This is a genomic window from Aquiluna sp., from assembly GCF_965064355.1.
Genome location: NZ_CBCHRQ010000064.1, coordinates 1 through 7353, shown reverse-complemented (window position 1 = coordinate 7353; position 7353 = coordinate 1). Strand labels below are relative to the sequence as shown.

Below are 7353 nucleotides of genomic sequence, written 5' to 3'. Positions count from 1 at the left end.
GGGTCGGAATCCAGGGTCAGACTGCTAGGTGCCACCCAACAGCTTCTAACCGCAGTATCGCTAGGTGGGTAATGAGTAATTTTTCAGGGGCTTTTGATCTATCGAAGCTGACAAACCAAAATCCAGCTCAGGGCAATGGCAATGTGGTTGCTGGCTGGCTGGTCCCTGCCGACGAACAAGTCCTCAGACGCTACCTGCAGCTTTCTGAGAGCGTTCCAGTCCTGATGCTCATCGTTGACGGCTCTGAGGCTTCAAATGCGCTCAGCGGTCTTGTGGAGCAGGTTATTACTGCCGCCAAGGGTCGCTTTGCGGGTATTCAGGTCGACCTTAGGACTTCTCCGCAACTAGCCCAGGCAATCGGTGTCACTGAAGCTCCAGCCCTGGCAGCAATCTTGGCGGGTGCGCCAACGCCGCTATTCAAGGGTGTTGTCACCCAAGAGCAACTGGTGCAGGTGCTGGGGCAGGTATTGCAGATGGCTGCTCAAAGTAACCTCACCGGAACCGTTACTGTCTCCGACATCGCCCAAGAGCCCGAAAGAAAGCTAACTCCTTACCACCAAGCCGCCGTCGACGCTGTTGAGCGGGGAGATTTGGTTGACGCCCTGGCGAAGTTCGAGAAGTTGGTTGTCGAATACCCAAGCGATCAGGAGATTAGGGCCGGCTTAGCTCAAGTTCAGTTGCTACACAGGCTCCAAAATCCTGTCACTGAGACTGAGCTAGACAAGCTATTGGCTGAGGCTGACCAGGTGTTGATAACCGGTGAAGCTGCGGCGGCATTTGATCTTTTGTTGGCACGTTTTGCGACCGATTTTGATTTGCGCGATCAGATTAGGCAGCGCTTGCTAGATCTGTTCACCGTAACCGGTGATTCTCACGAAGCAGTATTGGCAGCAAGACGAAAACTTGCTTCGCTGATGTTCTAGGAAAGCTTTAGCCAAACGGAACCCAGTGGCGGGACGGTGATCTCCGCTGAATAAGGGCGGCCGTGACTCTGGTGCTCTTGGGTTTGCACGCCACCGAAATTACCAACACCACTGCCGCCATAGATCTCGGCATCGGTGTTCATGATCTCTTTCCAGACACCAGGCTTTGGAAGACCGAGTCTGAAGTTGTGATAAGGGTGACCTGCAAAGTTCACCACGACAGCAATTGGGTTTCCGGCAGCATCAAAGCGTAAGAAGCTGAGGATGTTTTGATCGGCATTGCCGCCATCTATCCACTGGAAGCCAGCGTGGTCATGGTCTAGTTCCCAAAGGCTTGGGTTTTCGACATAAAGCTTGTTCATGTCGCTCACCAGCTGCTGCATGCCGCGGTGTGGGTGGTGATCTAGTAACCACCAATCCAAATCTCTTGATTCGCTCCACTCGCTTGGCTGCGCAAATTCCTGACCCATAAACAAGAGCTTTTTGCCCGGGTGGGTCCACATAAACGCCAGGTACGCGCGCATGTTTGCCAGTTTTTGCCAGTGATCTCCTGGCATCTTGGCCAAGAGCGAGCCCTTGCCGTGGACAACCTCGTCGTGGCTAATTGGAAGCACAAACTTCTCGTCATAGGCGTAAAGCATCGAGAAAGTAATCTCACCGTGGTGGTACTTTCGCCAGGCTGGGTCACGCTGGATGTATTCCAGTGAGTCGTGCATCCAACCCATGTTCCACTTGAAGCCAAAGCCTAAACCGCCAAACTCGGTTGGTGCTGAAACTCCTTGGAATGCGGTTGATTCCTCGGCGATCATGATGATTCCCGGGTTACGGCGATAAGCCACAGCGTTGGTTTCCTGCAGGAACCTAATGGCATCTAGGTTTTCGCGACCACCGTGAATATTCGGCAACCACTCGCCATCCTCGCGGCTGTAATCCAAATAGAGCATGGAGGCCACAGCGTCGACGCGCAGCGCGTCAATGTGGAATTCCTCTAGCCAGTAGCTGGCATTGGCAACCAGGAAGTTTCTAACCTCGGTGCGACCATAGTTGAAAACGTGGGTGCCCCAGTCTGGGTGGTCACCGCGACGAGGGTCGGCATCCTCGTAGATTGCCTCACCGTCGTACTTCGCCAGTGCCCACTCATCCTTAGGGAAGTGAGCTGGCACCCAGTCCAAAATCACACCGATACCGGCGTTGTGCAGTTCGTCAATCAGGAACCTGAGGTCATCCGGAGTTCCAAAACGGGAGGTGGGGGCGTAATAGCCGGTTACCTGGTAGCCCCAGCTGCCACCAAATGGGTGCTCAGCCAATGGCATGAACTCAACGTGGGTAAAGCCCAGGTACTTCACGTGTCCGATTAGCTCGGGTGCCAAATCTCGATAATTCTTCGGTCCGCGCCAAGATCCAAGGTGCAGTTCGTAAATCGACATCGGAGACTTCAGCGCATCTGTGCGAGCGCGCTGGTTCATCCAATCTTTGTCTTTCCACTTGTAGTCGCTGACATCAACCACAGATGAAGTTGCCGGTGGCACCTCGGTGCGCCTTGCCATTGGGTCGATCTTGCTGATCCAATTCCCAGCCTTGGTGAGAATCTGAAACTTATACATCGCTCCGGGCTTTACTCCGGGGATAAACAGTTCCCAAATACCGGTGCCGCCCATTGAACGCATTGGGTAGCAGGTGCCGTCCCAAGAATTAAAGTCGCCAACCACTCGAACTGCCTGGGCATTTGGAGCCCAGACCTTAAAGCTCACACCCGAGGTGTCGCCCAGGGAGTCTTTTTGCTCCACAAAGTGCGCACCGAGGGCTTGCCAGAGCTGCTCGTGGCGACCCTCACCGATTAGGTGCAGATCCAAATCACCGATCATTGGTAGATAACGGTAAGGATCATCGCTGACCCAGTCCGGAGCTGACTCGTATGTTGCGGTCAGCCGGTAATCACCGGGGAGCTTCCCCTTGCCCTGATACTCCCAAACTCCGCCAAAAATATGAGTGAGCTCAAAGCTGTCTTTTTTGCCCTTTGCGGTAACGCTCTTTGCAAATGGTCGAAGGGTTCTGATGACCCAGTCCTTGCCGTCTTGGTGCAAACCCAGAATCGAATGTGGACTGTGATGCCTAGATTCGGCTAAGAGTTGCAGCCCTTCGGCTTCTGGATTCATGTTTCAACTCTCAGGATGTGGGCTGGCTCTGTGAAGGAGTCCAGGCGCACGTAATTGTGCTCACCCCAGACAAACTTCTGGCCGGTAATCAAATCCGTAACTTTGAGTTCGCTCTTTACTCCCAGAGCTTCAAGGTTTAGATGCACGGTGGTCTCGCGAACCGAGTGTGGGTCGGTGTTTACCACGACCAACACCGTGTTCGCCTTGCCGCCATTGTGCTCGGCGGCAATGTGCTTTGAGTAGACCAATACCTCAGGGTCATCGCTGTAGTGGGTAACTAGGTTGCGAAGTTGCTGCAGGGCTGGGTTTTCCTTACGAATCTTGTTCAAAAGACTGACCCTTGGAATCAAGGTGTCTTGAGATTTCAGAGCTGTTGCCCAATCGCGCACCTTGATCTCATACTTCTCGCTGTCAATGTTTTCTTCCGCACCAGGGCGGGCTACCGACTCATAGAGCTCGAAACCGGAATACATGCCCCAGATAGCGCCTGAAGTGGCGGCAATGGTAGCTCGAATCTTGAATGCTGGCTTGCCACCAAATTGCAGATAGCTGGTGAGGATGTCCGGGGTGTTTACCCACAGCGCTGGTCTAAAGAAGTCAGCACTTTGGTGAGCGAGTTCGTTTAGGTACTCAACTAGCTCATCCTTGCGGTTGCGCCAAGGGAAATAGCAGTAGGACTGTTGGAATCCTGCCTTGCCGAGAGCATGCATCATCGCTGGTCGGGTAAATGCTTCGGCTAGGAAGATAACCTCGGGGTTTTTGCGATTCACCTCGGCTATAAAACGCTGCCAGAAATCAACCGGCTTGGTGTGAGGGTTATCCACTCGGAAGATCTTGACTCCAAATGACACCCACTTGTTCACAATCCGAAGTGCTTCGTCAAAGATGCCCTTCGGGTCGTTGTCAAAATTCACCGGGTAGACGTCTTGATATTTCTTAGGTGGATTCTCGGCATAAGCGATAGAGCCATCAGCCCGCTGGCTAAAGAACTGCGGATTGGTTTTGACCCAGGGGTGATCGGGGGAGGCCTGCAGGGCAAGATCCATGGCAATCTCGATGTTCAACTTGTTGGCTGCCTTCACAAAAGCTTTGAAGTCTGACTCAGTGCCAAGTTCTGGGTGAATGGTGTCGTGGCCACCCGCGCTATTGCCGACAGCAAATGGACAACCAGGATCGTGAGGCCCGGCAATCAGTGTGTTGTTTGGACCTTTGCGGTGAGAAGTGCCGATGGGGTGAATAGGAGGAAGGTAGAGCACCTCGAAGCCCATCTGAGCTACTCGGTCGAGGCTCTTCTGTGCGGTCTTGAAATTTCCGCTGACGGCTACACCTTCCTTGTTTCGTGTTGCACCCTCAGATCTTGGGAAAAACTCATACCAGGCACCGGAGCCTGCAAGTCGGCGCTCGCAGAGCAATGTCCTTGGATCACTCAAGGTCTCAAGGTTTCGAAGTGGATTGCGATCGGCAACAAGGGTTAGCCCAGCCGCAAGCGCAGCCGTTAGGCGCTCACTCGGGGTTGATCCGGACGTCACAAGGTGCTTAGCAAAGTCGGTTAGGGCTTTTTTGTCCTTGCCCTTGGCGCTCTCGGCCAAACGATTTAGGAGCCTCTGGCCCTCGAGCATCATTAGCTCTTCGTCAACTGATGCCGCAAGCTTCACCTCGGCGTTGTGCAGCCAGGTGTGGTACTCGTCGTCCCAGGCACTGATCTGGAACTCCCAGTTTCCGATTTGGTCGAGCAGAATCTGTGCGGTCCATTCATCGAGACCTAAACGGCCTTCCTGCAGGCGAATTCTTTGGGTTGCACCCTGTGGTGAGGTGAGTAGTAGCTCAACAGCGATTAGGTCATGACCCTCTCGGAAGGAGGTTGCACCGAAGGTGATTACCTCACCTTGAAAGGCCTTGGCGGGAAAGTCTCCGCCTTCGACCTCAGGCCAAACCTTGCTGATTGGTATGCGTCCAATGACTTTATTTTCTTTACCCACATTGTCAATTTAGTGAGTTTGTGACCGGGTGGGTTGTAAACCACGCAATTGGTTATCGAACGATAAACAACTGCATGCTGGTTTCAACCATCCGAAGCTTCGCCCCAGCCTTCAAAATGATGCTGCGCTTGGGGGGCAGCTCTTGAGCGCTGTCCCATAGAAGTTCGTATTCCTTTATGTCTTTATCCTTGGGCAATGTCACATTCTTGATTGCTTCTGTGCCATTTATTACCAGGTGAATGCCCTGTTTTGAACCGTCGTTCATTAGGTGATAAGCAAGGCGCTGCAAAGTTCTGCGCTCCGAGTTGTGCCAATCGTCGATTGTCATCTCATCGCCGCGCACTGAGTACCAAAGCATTTGATCACTTTCAGGTGTCGGTTCATCGACCTTGGTGAAATTCCTTGGCCTAAGAGCCGGGTACTGCTTTCGCAAAGCAATTAGGTGCGAAACGGTCTGTTCAAAATCCAACTGGTGGCTAGTTGGATCCCAGTGTTGCCAGGTGATCACGTTGTCTTGGCAGTAGGCGTTGTTGTTTCCGCCCTGGGTCTTTAGTCGCTCGTCACCCGCGGTAATCATTGGAACACCGGCAGAGAGCAGAAGCGTTCCCATTAGGTTTCTTGCGGCCTTGCGGCGGGCATAGCTGATTGATGGGTTAGGGGTTTCACCCTCATAACCGTGGTTGAAGGAAATGTTGTTATTTGCACCGTCACGATTGCCTTCGCCGTTGGCGGAGTTGTGCTTGACGCCATAGGAAACCAAGTCCCAAAGCGTAAAGCCGTCGTGCGCGGTAATAAAGTTCACCCCGGCGTTAGGGCCCTGGCGCTCGCTCATCAAATCTTGCGAACCGGAAATTCGGCCAGCTAGCTCCTGGACTCCATTTGAGTGGTTGCCGCCACTGCGAGCCTGCGAGATATCTCCCAACCAGAAGGTTCGAACCGAGTCGCGAAATCTGTCATTCCACTCTGGGAACCCGGGTGGGAAGTTGCCGGTTTGCCAGCCGCCCATGCCAACATCCCAAGGCTCAACAATCAGCTTGGCCTGCGAAATAACTGGATCTGACTGCATCGCCTTTAAAAGCGGATGCTCTTTGGTGAAGTGGTTGTGCTCATCACGGGCCAAGGTCGCGGCAAGGTCAAAGCGATAACCATCAATCTGCAGCTCTTCGGTCCAGTAGCGAAGTGAATCCAAGGTGAGTTTTTGAACCATAGGGTGTGCGAAGTTCAAGCTGTTTCCGCAACCTGTGGTGTCGTGGTAGTTGCCCTGATCGTCCTGGCGGTAGTAACTCGAGTTGTCTAAGCCTCGATAGGAGTAGGTGAGACCCTTGGAGCCACCCTCTGCGGTGTGGTTGTAAACCACATCCATAATCACTTCAATGCCAGCTCGGTGAATCTCTCGAATCGCTGTCTTGAGCTCTCTAAGAATGTGCTCCGGACCTTTTGCGCGGGTTGCCTCGGCGGCGTATCTCATGTGAGGGGAGAAGTAGTTGATGGTGTTGTAGCCCCAGTAGTTGATAAGTCCCAGATTCACCAGTCTTGGCTCTGAAATGAAAGTTTGGATAGGCAAAAGTTCAATTGCCGTAATCCCCAAGTTTTGTAGGTACTCGATGGTCGCGGGGTGCCCAAGGGCTGCGTATGAACCTCGAATCTCCTCCGGAATTGCCGGATTGATCCTTGTCATGCCTCGAACGTGGGCTTCGTAGATCACAGACTCTGAAATCGCGGTTCCTGGTTTTTGAACCGACTCCCAGTCGAAACCGCGATCAACCGCAACACAGTGGTATTCGCTTGGAGATTCGCGAACCAGACCTTTGGCATATGGGTCAAGCAAATTGCGATCTGGTTGAAATGCATGCCTTGGACCCTCAGGGCCATTTGCCCGCAGTACATATTTGATGCCGGTTTGCAGGCGGTCATCGCCGGCCGACCAGATGCCGCCATCGCTTTGCTCGAGCGGCAAAACATGGAGAGAAGCGGCAGTGTCTTCAGGGTCCAGAATGTGCAGTTCGATGCTGGTTGCGCTCTCTGACCAGGTAGAGAAAACCCCGCCGCCATCCAGTAGGGAAAGGCCAAGCGGTGCGGTTAGTTTCTCGGTTTGCGCATCATTCATGGAAATCAGGTTCCCACCCTAGCAACCGATGGTTTGAGGCCTTGGGCAATTAGGCTTGAGTCATGTCGGTCTTTCTCGACCACGCCTCCACCACACCGGTGCGGCCCAAGGCGCTGGAAGCTTATCTTGAGGCTTTAGCGCACCTAGGAAACCCCTCTTCGGTTCATGCCCACGGGCGGGAAACCAGA

General features: G+C 53.4%; 4 protein-coding genes. 1 reads left to right on the top strand and 3 read right to left on the bottom strand.

What is annotated here, in order from left to right:
- The first annotated feature begins 71 nt into the window (after positions 1 to 71).
- Positions 72 to 923, top strand: a complete 852-nt coding sequence (locus tag AC128V_RS05925) for a tetratricopeptide repeat protein (protein WP_482763755.1) — start codon at positions 72 to 74, stop codon at positions 921 to 923.
- Here AC128V_RS05925 and glgB read toward each other — a convergent pair.
- The 3 genes from glgB to glgX are packed head-to-tail and all read right to left on the bottom strand — an operon-like array spanning position 920 to position 7165.
- Positions 920 to 3079: a 1,4-alpha-glucan branching protein GlgB gene (gene glgB / locus AC128V_RS05920; RefSeq protein ID WP_482763754.1), complete on the bottom strand. Its 2160-nt coding sequence runs from the start codon at positions 3077 to 3079 to the stop codon at positions 920 to 922. The two genes, AC128V_RS05925 and glgB, sit on opposite strands and share 4 nt — an antisense overlap.
- Entirely contained in the window at positions 3076 to 5058 is a 1983-nt protein-coding gene (locus tag AC128V_RS05915) for a maltotransferase domain-containing protein (RefSeq protein ID WP_482763753.1), read from the bottom strand. Before AC128V_RS05915 ends, glgB begins: the two co-directional genes overlap by 4 nt.
- A 52-nt stretch (positions 5059 to 5110) precedes the next feature.
- Complete coding sequence (gene glgX, locus AC128V_RS05910; protein WP_482763752.1) at positions 5111 to 7165, bottom strand: glycogen debranching protein GlgX; 2055 nt, start codon at positions 7163 to 7165, stop codon at positions 5111 to 5113.
- Positions 7166 to 7353: the final 188 nt, after the last annotated feature.

Bases quoted from the DNA above. Each gene is read 5' to 3' on its own strand.
- AC128V_RS05925 (WP_482763755.1), top strand. From the start codon at position 72: ATGAGTAATTTTTCAGGGGCTTTTGATCTATCGAAGCTGACAAACCAA.
- glgB (WP_482763754.1), bottom strand. From the start codon at position 3,079: ATGAATCCAGAAGCCGAAGGGCTGCAACTCTTAGCCGAATCTAGGCAT.
- glgX (WP_482763752.1), bottom strand. From the start codon at position 7,165: ATGAATGATGCGCAAACCGAGAAACTAACCGCACCGCTTGGCCTTTCC.